This window comes from Acetobacteroides hydrogenigenes, assembly GCF_004340205.1.
GTDB lineage: Bacteria > Bacteroidota > Bacteroidia > Bacteroidales > ZOR0009 > Acetobacteroides > Acetobacteroides hydrogenigenes.
The window spans coordinates 476177-488779 of record NZ_SLWB01000001.1; the positions used below are offsets into that span (position 1 = coordinate 476177).

Annotated in this window: 11 protein-coding genes; 7 read left to right on the forward strand and 4 right to left on the reverse strand. The window is 41.0% G+C overall.

Annotation, left to right across the window (positions count from 1 at the left end; translation table 11 throughout):
* Positions 1 to 8: 8 nt before the first annotated feature.
* Positions 9 to 1031 (reverse strand): rod shape-determining protein, encoded by a 1023-nt coding sequence (locus tag CLV25_RS01855; RefSeq protein ID WP_131837933.1) that lies wholly within the window; start codon positions 1029 to 1031, stop codon positions 9 to 11.
* 26 nt (positions 1032 to 1057) lie between these two features.
* Complete coding sequence (gene purH / locus CLV25_RS01860) at positions 1058 to 2581, reverse strand: bifunctional phosphoribosylaminoimidazolecarboxamide formyltransferase/IMP cyclohydrolase (protein ID WP_131838110.1); 1524 nt, start codon at positions 2579 to 2581, stop codon at positions 1058 to 1060.
* A gap of 200 nt (positions 2582 to 2781) precedes the next feature.
* Here purH and CLV25_RS01865 point away from each other — a divergent pair, with 200 nt between their 5' ends.
* Entirely contained in the window at positions 2782 to 4053 is a 1272-nt protein-coding gene (locus CLV25_RS01865) for an ABC transporter permease (protein WP_131837934.1), read from the forward strand.
* Between the two features lie 55 nt (positions 4054 to 4108).
* Here CLV25_RS01865 and rsmA read toward each other — a convergent pair whose 3' ends face one another.
* Entirely contained in the window at positions 4109 to 4894 is a 786-nt protein-coding gene (gene rsmA, locus CLV25_RS01870; protein ID WP_131837935.1) for a 16S rRNA (adenine(1518)-N(6)/adenine(1519)-N(6))-dimethyltransferase RsmA, read from the reverse strand.
* A 59-nt stretch (positions 4895 to 4953) separates the two neighbouring features.
* Between rsmA and CLV25_RS01875 the strand changes: the two genes are divergently transcribed.
* Positions 4954 to 5931: a lysylphosphatidylglycerol synthase transmembrane domain-containing protein gene (locus tag CLV25_RS01875; protein WP_131837936.1), complete on the forward strand. Its 978-nt coding sequence runs from the start codon at positions 4954 to 4956 to the stop codon at positions 5929 to 5931.
* On the opposite strand, the gene CLV25_RS01880 is transcribed toward CLV25_RS01875, so the two are convergent.
* On the reverse strand, positions 5932 to 6879 hold the full coding sequence (locus CLV25_RS01880; RefSeq protein WP_131837937.1) for a diacylglycerol/lipid kinase family protein: 948 nt from the start codon (positions 6877 to 6879) through the stop codon (positions 5932 to 5934).
* Between the two features lie 207 nt (positions 6880 to 7086).
* Here CLV25_RS01880 and CLV25_RS01885 point away from each other — a divergent pair, with 207 nt between their 5' ends.
* The 5 genes from CLV25_RS01885 (at position 7087) to CLV25_RS01905 (ending at position 12585) form a co-directional block, all read left to right on the forward strand.
* Positions 7087 to 7884, forward strand: a complete 798-nt coding sequence (locus tag CLV25_RS01885) for a ParA family protein (RefSeq protein WP_131837938.1) — start codon at positions 7087 to 7089, stop codon at positions 7882 to 7884.
* 27 nt (positions 7885 to 7911) lie between these two features.
* Positions 7912 to 8823, forward strand: a complete 912-nt coding sequence (locus CLV25_RS01890) for a ParB/RepB/Spo0J family partition protein (protein WP_131837939.1) — start codon at positions 7912 to 7914, stop codon at positions 8821 to 8823.
* Positions 8824 to 8840: 17 nt separating this feature from the next.
* Positions 8841 to 9791: a DUF5683 domain-containing protein gene (locus tag CLV25_RS01895; protein WP_131837940.1), complete on the forward strand. Its 951-nt coding sequence runs from the start codon at positions 8841 to 8843 to the stop codon at positions 9789 to 9791.
* A 24-nt stretch (positions 9792 to 9815) separates the two neighbouring features.
* Positions 9816 to 11459 carry a lytic transglycosylase domain-containing protein gene (locus CLV25_RS01900; RefSeq protein WP_131837941.1) on the forward strand — a complete coding sequence of 548 codons (1644 nt, stop codon included), beginning with the start codon at positions 9816 to 9818 and terminating at the stop codon, positions 11457 to 11459.
* A gap of 253 nt (positions 11460 to 11712) precedes the next feature.
* Entirely contained in the window at positions 11713 to 12585 is an 873-nt protein-coding gene (locus CLV25_RS01905) for a diacylglycerol/lipid kinase family protein (RefSeq protein ID WP_165876961.1), read from the forward strand.
* The last annotated feature ends 18 nt before the right edge of the window (positions 12586 to 12603 follow it).

Below are 12603 nucleotides of genomic sequence, written 5' to 3' on the forward strand. Positions count from 1 at the left end.
TAGAAGATCTATCTCATCAAGAATGAGAATCTTGTAACGTTCTTTAGTGCAACGCTAGTACCTCTTGCTACTGCATGAAGAGGATCATCTGCAACATGGAATGGAATGTTTATCTTATCGGTAAGACGCTTGTCTAAGCCTTTAAGTAGTGCACCTCCACCCGCCAAGTATATTCCACGGTTTACAATGTCTGCGTAGAGTTCAGGTGGGGTTTTCTCCAATACTTCTAGAATTGCAGTTTCAATCTTCATAATAGACTTATCAAGACAATGTGCTATTTCTTGGTATGAAACTGGCACTTCAATAGGAAGAGCAGTCATAATATTTGGACCACGAACGATAAAATCCTCGGGAGCCTTTTCGAGTTCAGGCAGCGCCGACCCAACAGCAATCTTGATGTCTTCTGCAGTACGTTCTCCCACCTTAATATTATGCTGATAGCGCATGTAAGCCTGAATATCCGAAGTAAATCCATCACCAGCAACACGAATACTCTTGTTACATACAATACCACCAAGGGCAATAACGGCTATCTCGGTTGTTCCGCCTCCGATATCTACAACCATACATCCTTCTGGTGCTTCGACGTCTAATCCAATACCAATTGCGGCCGCCATTGGCTCATAGATCATGTACACATCGCGACCACCAGCATGCTCAGCAGAGTCGCGCACAGCACGAACCTCCACCTCGGTTGATCCCGAAGGGATACAAACCACAATACGAAGATTGTTGGGGAATAGCTTACTACGATGGTTGATCATCTTGATCATCCCACGAATCATCATTTCTGCAGCCTTAAAGTCTGCGATCACACCATCGCGCAGAGGGCGGATTGTCTTAATGTTTTCGTGGGTTTTACCATGCATTTGTCGGGCAGACTCCCCAATCCCCACCAATCGACCAGTATTCTGATCAATGGCAACAATCGAAGGCTCGTCTACCACGATCTTATCGTTATAGTAGATAATGGTATTAGCAGTACCTAGGTCTATAGCGATTTCAGGTGTTAGAAATGAAAACAAACCCATATTTTACTTTCTTTATATTGTTCAAATTAATGTTTGAAATGGCGTACTCCGGTAAATACCATAGCAAGTCCGTTAGCATCACAGTATTCTATAGAATCGCTATCGCGAACTGAACCACCCGGTTGAATAATCGAAACAATTCCTTCCTTATGTGCTATTTCAACACTATCCGCAAACGGGAAGAATGCATCTGATGCAAGTACAGCTCCTTCTAACGAAAAACCAAATGTTTTAGCTTTTTCTACAGCTTGTTTTAGAGCATCAACACGAGAAGTTTGACCAACTCCAGATGCTAGCAGCTGCCCATCCTTAGCCAACACAATAGCATTCGACTTAGAGTGCTTAACAATTTTATTTGCAAAGATTAAATCGTCAATATCTTTATTCGAAGGCGCAACACGAGTTACAACCTTTAGGTCCTCCTTTTCTTCAATTGCGGTATCGCGCTGCTGAGCGACTGCCCCATTTAGCAACGAACGATACTGAAGTTTTGGTAAATCAAACGATTTGGCGACAAGGATTATTCTATTTTTCTTCGATTTTAAAAGGTTAATCGCCTCCGAATCAAAACTTGGAGCAATTATAACCTCAAAAAAGAGCTTGTTTATTTCGTCAGCACATGCCAATGAAATACCTCTATTTGCAATGAGCACCCCTCCATATGCAGAAACAGGATCGCATGCCAATGCATCCACGTAAGCCTTTTCAACGGAATCACGAGTTGCCAATCCACATGCATTATTGTGCTTCAGAATAGCAAAAGTTGGCTCAGAGAACTCGTTAATCAAACCTATAGCAGCATCAATATCGAGCATATTATTATACGACACCTCTTTGCCATTAAGCTGCTCGAACATATCAGCAAAACTACCAAAGAAAGCTGCTTTTTGATGTGGGTTTTCTCCGTAACGAAGTGGTTTTCCCTGCTCTAGGGTCTGCGTAAACACAGGTAAGCCAAACTCACCATTGAAATAAGAGAAAATAGCCGTATCATAATGAGAAGACACATTAAAAGCCATAGCAGCAAACTTACGGCGCTGCTCGTAGGTGGTTTCTCCTCCATTCACCAGAATTTCATGCAACTCCTCATATTGATTACGAGATGCAACTATAACTACATCCTTATGATTTTTAGCAGCAGCACGAATAAGGGAAATACCTCCTATGTCTATTTTCTCAATAATATCCTGATCGGGAGCTCCAGAAGCAACCGTTTCCTCGAAGGGATAAAGATCTACAATAACAAGATCTACTTCAGGTATTTGATACTCGGCTAATTGTTCAACATCGGTTGGATTATCACGACGAGCTAAAATTCCGCCAAAAACCTTAGGATGAAGGGTTTTAACCCGTCCCCCTAAAATAGAAGGATAGGTTGTAAGAGATTCTACAGATTGTGCTTCAACACCCAACTCTGTAATAAAAGAGAGAGTACCTCCAGTCGAATAGATCTTAACCCCCAGTTTCGACAACTCTGTTACAACTTTGTCAAGATTATCCTTATAGTAAACGGAAATGAGAGCGCTTCGGATTTTCTTAGGTTCCACGATTATGCTATTTTTTCGCAAAGATAATGTTCTGAACAATTCTAAACGAAATCAGACGAGCTTTTTTCATAATTTTTACCATGTAATTCAAACTTTTATAAGGAAAACAAAACGATTCGAATTATCTAGAATTATGGAGCATACATCGTTAATTATTAAAAGTTTTACATTAAATTGGAGGAATAATTCACAACTCATTCTATATGCTGATCAAATCTATACTAAACAAGCAGTTAAACCTCATAAAAGAGAGCTTTCTTTTTGCGCTTTCGTCCGTTTCAGTAAATAAGTTACGAACTTTTCTATCTCTTTTCGGGATTACTATTGGAATTTTTGCCATAATTTCAGTTTACACCGTTATAGATGCCTTGGAGTCAAATGTCAAAAATTCGATAGCATCTCTAGGCGAAAATACGCTCTACATAGATAAGTGGGAATGGATTGGAGGTATGGATTACCCTTGGTGGGAATACATGAAAAGACCTTTACCTAAACTAGAGGAGGCTAAAAAACTCGAGGAAATGTCTCAAACTGCCGAGGCGGTTGCCTACTCGGCCAGCCTAACATTCACTGTCAAAAGAGGATCAAAATCAACGAATAAGGCTAGAATTACTGGAGTAACATTCCCGTACAATAAAGTTAGAGCCTTCGACATCCAAGAGGGTAGATATTTTACCGAACTAGAGACCCGAAATGGGAATGGCTCAGCAATAATAGGAACCAACATAGCAAAAGAACTCTTTGACATCGGTTCTCCGATTGGAGAAACCATAAAGATAGGCTCGTTAAAAGCCACTGTTGTCGGGCTTTTTAAGCGAGAAGGCAAAATGCCAATGAACGACTCTTCGATTGATGACGAGATCATCGTACCAGCATCGTTTGCCCAAAAATTAGTCAACTTTAAAACCTACGAAGGCGGACTCAACATAATCATAAAGGGAAAACCAGACGTTAAACTTACAGAACTAAAAGACGAAGTTAGAATGCTGCTCCGGAAGATTCGCAAAACCCCACCGTCCAAGAAAGATGACTTTGCCATAAACGAAATGGCTTCGATAACTCAATCAACGGAGGGAATATTCACCACTATAAACCTTGCGGGGATGGTTATTGGAGGACTTTCTATAATTGTAGGAGGATTTGGCATTGCCAATATCATGTTTGTTTCGGTTCGCGAACGCACCAACATTATAGGTATACAAAAAGCCCTAGGCGCGAAAAAAGCATTTATTCTCCTCCAGTTTGTTTATGAATCGGTATTGCTTGCTGTAATTGGAGGAGCCATTGGATTACTAATTGTGTTCTCTGGCACATTTTTCTTCAACAATGCATTTCCCGATTTCCCGATAAAACTCACTTTATTCAACATCATAAGAGGACTGCTGATTTCTGGAGTTATAGGATTCTTTTCTGGGCTACTCCCTGCCATCAGAGCGGCAAATCTAGACCCCGTAGTTGCAATCAATACAAAATAAGAACAAAGGCTCTAACGTTAGAGCCTTTGTTCTTAGTCTATTCTTTTACCATCAATCAACCTTGAGCCAAATATTTACCAACGTGATTGGTTAGTTCGACAAATTGAGCAACCGAAAGTTGTTCGGGACGCTCGCTGTACAATGGATGTTCAGGGCTTCCACTTGCCACAAATGGTTTTACCGTATTTCGAATTGTTTTACGGCGATGGTTGAAGGTTGCCTTAACAACCTGTTTAAACAACTTCTCATCACAGCCTAACTTGACCACCGAATTTCGAGTAAGGCGTATTACCGCGCTTTTAACCTTGGGAGGAGGGTTAAACACATGTTCGTGCACCGTAAAAAGATACTCGATATCGTAGTATGCTTGAAGAAGAACGCTGAGAATTCCATATGTTTTTGTACCAGGAGGTTCAGCCAAGCGTTCAGCAACTTCCTTTTGCAACATGCACACCACCTCATCAACCTGATCTTTATGATCCAGTATCTTAAAGAAGATCTGAGAAGAAATGTTGTAAGGGAAATTTCCTATAACTCCAAACTTTTCAGCAAAAAGTTCCCCAATCTTCATCTTAAGGAAATCCCCAAAGATTAAATGCTCTTTCGCAAACTCGGGATGTTTTGCAGTCAAATACTCCACCGATTCTCCATCAACCTCTGCCGCAAAAAGTTCTATATCATCCCGCTTAATAAGGATATCAGTTAACACCCCCATTCCTGGCCCTATTTCTAGAACCTTTCTATACGATGCAACCTTCAATCCATTAACAATCGCTTGTGCAATCCCCAAGTCTGTAAGAAAATGCTGACCTAGGTTCTTTTTTGGACGCACATAGTTCATCTGAATTCTTTTACTTAATTTAGGCACAAATTACGGCAATTAAAGAACAAGTAGCACACATGCTCGATAGATTTATAAAAAAAAAGCAGCTTATAGGGACTATTCTTAAAATTGGCATTGCAGCGTTGTGCATCTACCTTTTGGTAACAAAAATCAGCGCAGCAAACGTAGCAAACGCCCTTATCCAAATACAATACAGTAACCCTCTTGCATTAAGCCTTTTATTTATAGCTATCATCTTACTTTTAGGCGTAAACCTCTCGCTCGAAACATACAAATGGCACTTGTTTGTTGCCCCTTTTGGAGTTTCGTACTTTAGTGCGTTTAAGCAAGTTCTTGGGGGTATTGCAGGAGGTATTGTTTCCCCAAATCGAATTGGAGACCCTATCATAAGAAGCTTTTTACTCCCAAAAAAATTTCGCGTACGAGGTTTACTTCCAGCGACATTCTGCACCTTTTCTCAACTTCTTGCCACCGCAATCTTCGGTTCTATTGCGCTTATTAATATGAGCTGGAAATCTCTTCCAGGGGTTCCCAAACTGGTCATCACCCAACTAATCCTTGTTTTCTTGGTGGTTGTTCTGATTTGGATTGCCATGCGCTTTTTTGAAAATCGCATTGGGAAGATTCGATTTTCAAAAGCATTGCTTTCGGTTATCATATCACTGATGCGCTATTTCGTATTCTGCACGGAACTGTGGTTGATATTTTTAGTTTTCTCGCGAGAGGTGAGATTTGAGTCAATGTTTTTTGCCATAGCCCTAACCTTTCTTGCCAACTCCATAATACCTTCGTTTTCATTCACCGAATTAGGAGTTAGAGCTGCAGGTGCATCCGTTTTTTTCCCCATGTTTGGTATTGATGCCAGCATTGCCGCAATGGCCACAGTTCTACTTTGGGTGGTAAACATAGCCATACCTTCTTTACCCGGCATAATGTTGCTCTCTGCACATGGGGTATCGCTAAACGATTTGCGAATTTTTAAAAAAGAAGCTGTTGAGAAAGTAATGCCCAAAGGCGAAGATGATAATTTTTAGCTACTCCATTTCGTTAAAGCCCTTACCTACAATAACGTTAATTCCTTTAGAAATAACCGATATATCAAAAGGAGAATACCCGACGCTTTCGCCATCTACCTCTATTGGAATTTGGGGTAATGAGTGAATTGATATATCGCTTCCCCTATGTGCCGATATCCGCGAATGCTTATGAATATGTCCATTGTAAAGTATGGGCATGTTCCATAAAACATTTAGCCCTCCAATTTTACGAATAACAGTAATATCAAGCAAGCCGTCGTTAGCAATCGCATTAGGCAGCTGTATCATTCCACCCCCATTATACTTACCAACTCCCAACGTTATACTATAAATATCATCAGATATAGAGTTGTCGTCGATACGCATCGCAACTTTTGTAGCCTTATAGGCAAGCACCGACTTTATCATACTTATGACATACAGCCACTTACTCTTTTTACCAGCATCCTTTAATCGGTTAAAGCCAATGGCGACATAGCCGTCAAACCCTATACCAACAGCATTTGCAAAGTAACGTTCGTGATGCACCTTTGACTCATAAAACTTCACAAGACCAACATCCTGAAGAAACGAACGACCGTACTTAATGGCATCAATGGCATCTGCATATGTCCGAGGAATGCCGTACATTCTTATCCAGTCATTCCCGATACCAAGCGGCATCATAGCAAGCAGCACATCCGTAGTTGCCACCTCCTTCTGAATAAATATGCCATTAACAATTTCGTTAAGCGTACCATCGCCGCCCACCGAAATAATCTTCCGATAACCATTCCGTATAGCCCTAACCGTGAGCTCTACAGCATGATACTTTTTTTGAGTAAACACATGGTCGAACTCAACACCAGCATCTGTTAACATCCACGAAATTCGTGGCCAATCAACTACTGCACGACCTTTACCTGCTTTGGGATTTACGATTGCAAACCATTTGCCATCCGCCATTCTCAAATTATCTTTAAACGAACCGAACAAAGTTAAAATAAAAGATGAGTTATCAACACAAAATCAACACCCGATTAAAGGGTCGAAAAAAGTAATACCTTTGCAACCGGAATTCTTGATCGAAAAATAGCAATGCGGATATGGCATCACACCTATATTAGAGTTTTATTGCTATAATTGCAGTCAATAATATAAAATTATTAGGGAATGGCTAAAGTTATTGCGTTAGCAAATCAAAAAGGAGGGGTTGGTAAAACAACCTCTGCGATCAACCTCGCCGCGAGCCTTGCTGTACTTGAGAAGAAGGTCTTGTTGATTGATGCAGATCCTCAGGCAAATGCCACCTCGGGGAATGGTTTTGACCTACGTACCATTAAGACTAGCATTTACGAGTGCTTAGTTGATGAAGTGGACGCAAAAGACATCATTCTGCACTGCGAGATCAACGGGTTGGACCTTATTCCATCTCACATCGACTTAGTTGGAGCTGAGATTGAAATGCTCAACCTCCCTAATAGGGAAAAGATGCTAAAATCTGTCATCGAAAAGATTCGAGATCAGTACGACTACATCCTTATTGACTGCTCACCATCACTTGGCCTCATAACCGTTAACGCACTAACAGCTGCTGATTCTGTAATAATCCCCGTTCAGTGCGAATACTTTGCGCTAGAAGGTCTTGGAAAGTTGCTTAATACCATCAAAATAATCCAAAGCAGGCTAAACCCTCAACTAGCAATAGAAGGATTCCTTTTAACCATGTACGATGCCCGTCTAAGGCTTTCGAATCAAGTTGTTGATGAAGTTAAGAAGCACTTTCAACAAATGGTATTCGATACCATCATTCAGCGTAACATTAAGCTAAGCGAGGCGCCAAGCTACGGCAAACCCGTTCTGTTATACGATGCATCTTCTACAGGAACCACCAACTACTTAAATCTTGCAAAGGAACTTCTTCAGAAGAACGAAGTAGCAACAGAGGCACACGAAAAAGAGAAAGTTTAAAAACACAATATCTACAGGGATAATAGCATGAGCAAGAAAATGGCATTAGGCCGAGGTTTAGGAGCACTTATCGAAGAGGCATCAACCACCAACAGTGCACCAACTCCAACGGCTGAAAGCGTTTTACCAAAATCTGAACTTATTAATGAGATTGAGATCGAAAAAATCGTGCCCAATCCGCTGCAACCACGTACCCATTTCGATGAAGAAGCGCTTGCAGAGTTAGCGGCTTCGATCAGAGAACTTGGCATTATACAACCCATTACCGTTCGTAAAGTTGAAAACGACCAGTATCAAATTATTAGTGGAGAACGCCGTTTTAGAGCATCAAAACTAGCTGGCTTAAAAACCATTCCTGCATACGTTCGCACTGCCGACGACCAAGGAATGCTCGAAATGGCACTGGTTGAAAACATTCAGCGCGAAGATCTTGATGCTATTGAAGTTGCCATAAGCTACCAACGACTTGTAGATGAGTGCTCGCTTACACAAGAAATGCTTGGCGAGCGCGTTGGAAAAAAACGCAGTACTGTAACAAACTACTTACGCCTACTAAAGCTACCAGCCGAACTTCAGCTTGCCATTCGCCGTCGATTACTATCTATGGGGCATGCTCGAGCTCTTGTAAACATTGAAGATCAAGAGTTACAACTTGACATACTTCGAAAAATAATTGAGGAAGACCTATCGGTTCGTCAGGTAGAACAGCTGGTTAAGAAGCTCGCAGAAGGCAACGAAAAGGAAGAGAAAAAGGATCAGGACGAAGATATGCCAGAGCCATACTTTAAGCTTGTAGAGCATCTCGAAAAAATGTTCTCTTCGGATATCAATATTAAGAGAACGGCTAAAGGTAACGGCAAAATTATAATTGGCTTCAAATCGGACAAGGAAATAAACTCAATCCTTTCCAAATTTGAACAACTCGAAGGTTTGCTTTAAGGATTAAAACACGTACATTGAAAAAAAGTGCTTTACTACTTGTTGGCTTTGCTACTTTTTTGCTTCCTCTCGTAGGAGTTTCGCAGAAAAAAGTGAAAGTAGAACAACGGCAGAAAAAAGATTCGCTATCCCTCGTAAAAGTATGGGGACTTGCAACCTTTTTGCCAGGTTCTGGCCAAGTAATCAACAAGCAGTACTATAAAATACCAGTATTCTATGGGGGTGTTGCTGCCTTTGGGTATATTGGCTACAAAAGCAACCTGCTTTACCACGAATCCTACAATAGGTATAGAATTGCGCGGGTAGATCTTTCAAAAGATTTTTCGATTGATGGAAATTTAAATGCTATTCCAGAAAGGGCTCTTTACCTGAATAACCTTGCCGATATAGAGCAGAGCTACTCTCGTTTTAAGCAGTTTCGGAATGTTAGCTACATGGCTGCGACAGCCGTATACCTGCTAAGCATTGCTGATGCTGTTGTTAACTATAATGATCATCAGGAACACTCTCCGCAAAAGGCAACCATTCTTTCGGCTGTTTTCCCAGGGCTGGGGCAAGTTTACAATAAAAAATACTGGAAGGTGCCAATTCTTTACGGAGGATTTGCAGCCCTAGGCTATGCTATATCCTTTCAAAGCAAGGAATACCAGCGCTACAAACTGGCCTACAACCAATTTACAGACAGAAAACCAGAAACTGTAGATGAGTTTGAGGGTAAACGATCGGCAGATGAACTAAAGTCCGCACGCGATTACTACCGAAGAAATCGTGATTATGCAATATTAGGAACTGTTGCTCTTTATGCTCTTAACATTATTGATGCACACGTAGATGCCACCTTATACGACTATGAGATAGACGACAACCTATCGCTAAGGGTAGTTCCTACGATCATAAATGACAACTACCTATTCGCTCAAAAAGGCAGCCCATTTGCTCCTGGACTGTCAATGTCACTGAATTTTTAATCTAACCCCAAAACAACTTTTCCTATGCCAAGCATTAAGAGCGCAGCACTACTCATCGCCACCACAACAATCCTACTCGGAGGCTTGACATCAAAAACAACGTTTGCAGCCTCTACTCAAGACAAAGACGATAAGCATGCTACCCTCGAGGAAGGAAAACTAAGACTATACGAAAAAAAGGTTGATAGTTTACTGCTCGAAAGAGCAAAATCGCAAGCGCTAGATACAACTAATTTAGCCATAGACCTCCTTGACAACGAAGAAATGGTTAAATCAGACATCCCTGACTCTGTATTTATCAAACGATTGTCAAGCATTCCGTCACTAATCGACTTGCCATACAACAATGTTGTTCGTGCCTCCATATTGTGGTATGTCATTCGGAAAAAAAATATATCGGAAAAAATTCTTGGACTTACCGGATACTACTTCCCTATAATTGAACAAACACTTGACAAGCACGACCTCCCATTAGAACTTAGATATTTGCCAATAATAGAATCGGCATTGAATCCAGTTGCCGTATCGAGAGTAGGAGCGACTGGGCTCTGGCAGTTCATGTACGGAACCGGAAAACAATACAAGCTCAACATCACCTCTTTTGTTGATGAAAGAAGAGATCCTCTTGCAGCAAGCGAAGCAGCAGCAAAATTCCTGAAGGATCTCTATAAAATATACAACGACTGGACGCTTGTAATTGCAGCGTATAACTGTGGCCCCCGCAACGTAAACAAAGCAATCCGCAGAGCAGGAGGAAGCAAAAACTACTGGGAGATATACAACTACCTTCCCAAAGAAACCCGAGGATACGTTCCTAACTTTATTGCTGCAGCATATCTAGTAAAATTCTACAAGGAGCATAAGCTTACACCTCGAAGCATGCCACTGCCCCAAAGCACCGACTCCATCCACGTTAACCGTATGCTCCACTTCCAACAAGTATCGGAAGTACTTGGGATTTCAGTCGATGAGCTTCGCGAACTTAATCCACAGTACAAAAAGGATATTATTCCGGGCATCGAGAGGCCATACACGTTAACCCTTCCTATGGGCTTTGCGCCAAACTACATTGCTAAAGAGGAAGAAATCTATGCCAAAGATTCCCTGTACTTTGTACAGAATAACTTTCCAAAACTAATGGCTGCAAACAGCAGCACATCTCAGACATCCGACCTAGGAACAAAGAAAGTTTTCCATAAAGTAAGAAAGAACGAAACCTTTTCTTCTATTGCAAAAAAATATGGCATTGAAGTAGCCGCCCTTAAAGAATGGAACGGATTTTCTTCAAAAAAGAAAAAAAAGCTACAAAAAGGGATGAGATTAACCGTATACCAAGCATCTCCACTTCTAGCACAAAAGAATGAAAAGCCCTTAACAGGCGAAAGCCTAGGATCAAAAAAAAGCACCAGTTCGCCATCGGACTCGATAAAAATTGAAACCGTTAAAGATTTAAATATTAGTCCGAATGAACCTGCAAAACCTTACTTAGGCTCAGCACAGCACGAGAAAGGAACTGTAATACAGTATACCGTTAAGAAGAACGACAATCTTTGGACTATAGCTCAAAAATATAAAGGTGTAACGCCTAAAGACATCCAGAAAGAAAACAGGCTACATTCTCCAAAAGATCTCAAGGTCGGGCAGATTCTTAAGATAACCATAGACTAATACAAGCGAACGGAAAAACATAGGAAAGCCCTCTTGGCACTTTTCACAATAGAGAAAAAGAGCCAAGGGGGCTTTCCTATTCTAGCCTTCCCCTCTTTTATTATACATTACAGATATAAAAAATCGCAGATAACATTATTCTCCAAACAAGACTCATCGGTAGTTTCCCCATCTTTTTAACAGCACAAAGCACCACTAATCGAAGAAACTCGAATAGACCTACTATATTTGCTACCGTTTTAATAAGCAAAGCGTGAATAAAAAAGTTGCATTCATCATAAACCCAATATCCGGAGCTAAGGATAAGGCTAAACTTCCTGACATAATAAACAGCACTGCTATAGAAAAAAATGTTCAGGTTGATATTTTTCACACAGCCCGACCCAATCACGCATCAGAACTCGTAAGAGAACTTGTGGCAAATAGCTACAGCCGAATAGTTGCTGTCGGAGGAGATGGAACCATCAACGAAATTGCTCGCGAACTGGTAGGGAAAGATGTAGAGCTGGCAATTATACCTCAAGGGTCAGGAAATGGGTTGGCTCGCCACTTAGGCATTCCTTTAGCAGTTCAAAAAGCTGTTAACGTAGCCCTTTGCAACTCTTCGGAGCTTATTGACACTGCAACAATTAACAATGTGCCCTTTTTCTGTACGGCAGGAGTTGGCTTTGATGCTCTTATTGGTAATCGATTTGCCGAATCCGGATCGCGTGGATTTAGCACATATGCCACCATTGCAACAAAAGAATTTCTAAACTACAAGTCTAAAGAATATTCCATAACCATAGATGGCATAGTGTATAACCGCAGCGCCTTTCTTATAACAATAGCCAATGCATCGCAGTATGGCAACAACGCCTATATTGCTCCACAGGCCGATCTCCAAGATGGTATTCTAGATGTGGTCATAGTCGCCAAGCCACCTCTTATTTTTGGACCTCTGTTCGCAGCCAGAATGTTTCTAAAAAAAATAGAAACAAGTCAATACGTGGAAGTTTTGAAGGGAAAGAGCATCAAAATTAAGCGCAACGAAGAAGACTACGTACACTTTGACGGAGAACCTGGTAAAATGGGAAAAGAATTGAAACTATCCATTCTGCCATCAAGCTTAAGAGTAGTTTTTTAGCATCAAAAAAAGGGAATG